Below are 1,568 nucleotides of genomic sequence, written 5' to 3' on the forward strand. Positions count from 1 at the left end.
GAGACGGTGACGTTCTCCAGGCGCACCGAGACGACCAGCGGCTCGGGCACCTTGTGGCCGTTCTCGTCGCGGCTGTAGATCATCCGGGTGGTGGGGATGACCAGGCCGGACACCTCCTGGTGTCCGGAGATGTAGTGGGCGGCGGGGGTGTTGCCGGCGATCTCGACGCTGTAGTCGCGCCGGCGGATCAGGCCGGAGTCGTCCACGTACAGGGTCTGCTCGGTGCTGAGGGTGGCGATGCTGTCGGGGAAGACCACGTGCAGGCGGCGGAACTTCTCGCCGTCCTCGGTCCACGTCCCGATCTCCTCGGTGCGCACCCCGGGGTAGGTCAGCGAGAGCGGTTCGGCCAGGTAGGTCCACATGGCGCTGCCCGAGAAGTAGGCCAGCTGCAGCCTGCTCCAGGGGGTCATCAGATCGTGGCCGGCGAAGGAGGCGCGCGGGTCGAGGAGTTCTTCCACGAGGCTGCCCTCGGTGTCCTCCACCGCGACCCGGTCCCCCGTGAAGGTCACGTGGTGGCCGTTCTCGAAGAAGGGGGCCTGCCGTACGTACTGCCGGTGCAGGCCGACGGTCACGTCGACGTCGTCGAGGGCCCCGGGATGCCCCTTCATGCCCCACAGGGCGCCGCCGAAGAACTGGCGGGCGCTGATCTGGTCGGCCTCTACCCAGCGGGTGCGGCCGCCGTAGGCGTCGAAGATGGTGTCGAGAAGGTCGGACACGGTGCTCTCCTGGTGGCGCGAGGGTGGGTGTCAGCCGAGGAACTCGTTGACGTCCTTGGCTGCTTCGGTCGGGTACTGGAACAGCGACGCGTGCGCGGCATCGGGGTAGATGCGGATCCGCGCGTCCGGGATGAGGCCCGCCATCAGGTGGCTGGCCCGTGTCGGGATCATCAGGTCGTCGTCCCCCTGGATGATCAGGGTGGGGCACTGGATGCCGGTCAGCCGCTGCAGCGCGCCGTGGTCGGGGATGCCCCACTCCAGCACGGCGTCGTACTGGGCGTCGCGGGAGGCCAGGCTGCTGGGCACGTCCCGGTCCTCGGTGCGGGCCAGGAAGCGGCCCAGGAACTCCACGCCCTTGGCCTGGCTGGTCTCGGTGTGGGCGAAGAAGATGTAGAGCAGGTCCTCGCCGGTGGGCACGGCGGCACGGGCGTGCGTCTCGATGTCCTTGCGCCAGCCGTGCATGCCCGGGGCGCCCTTGGGACCGGTGCCGGCCAGGATCAGGCGGCGGACCAGCCGCGGCCGGACCAGGGCCATGTCCTGGGCGACGAAACCGCCGATGGAGAAGCCGAGGAGGTCGATCCGCTCCAGGCCCAGCGCCACGGCGAAGCTGATCATCTGCTGGGCCATCTGCGCGACGGTGGTCGCCGGCGTACCGGTGGAGGAGGCGACACCGGCGTAGTCGACGAGGACGACCTCGCGTTCGGCGGCCAGCGCGTCGACGAGCGCGGGGTCCCAGTTGTCGAGGTTGCCGGTGAAGTGCTGCAGCATCACCAGCGGCACCCCGCCCTCGGGACCGAGCCGGCGGTAGGCGTAGCGGACGCCGTCGGCCTCGGCGAACTGCGTGGGGGCGGT

The 1,568-nt window shown here is 70.3% G+C and carries 2 protein-coding genes; both read right to left on the reverse strand.

The genetic code is table 11. The features are described 5' to 3' along the window. Window positions 1–716 (reverse strand): hypothetical protein (locus tag LQ326_RS47105; RefSeq protein WP_234545366.1); only part of this gene is annotated, 716 nt, incomplete at its 3' end. A 30-nt stretch (window positions 717–746) separates the two neighbouring features. Beyond that, the coding region (locus LQ326_RS47110) for an alpha/beta fold hydrolase (RefSeq protein ID WP_234545367.1) at window positions 747–1,568 on the reverse strand (822 nt) is incomplete at its 5' end.

This window comes from Streptomyces shenzhenensis, from assembly GCF_021462265.1.
Taxonomy (GTDB): domain Bacteria; phylum Actinomycetota; class Actinomycetes; order Streptomycetales; family Streptomycetaceae; genus Streptomyces; species Streptomyces shenzhenensis.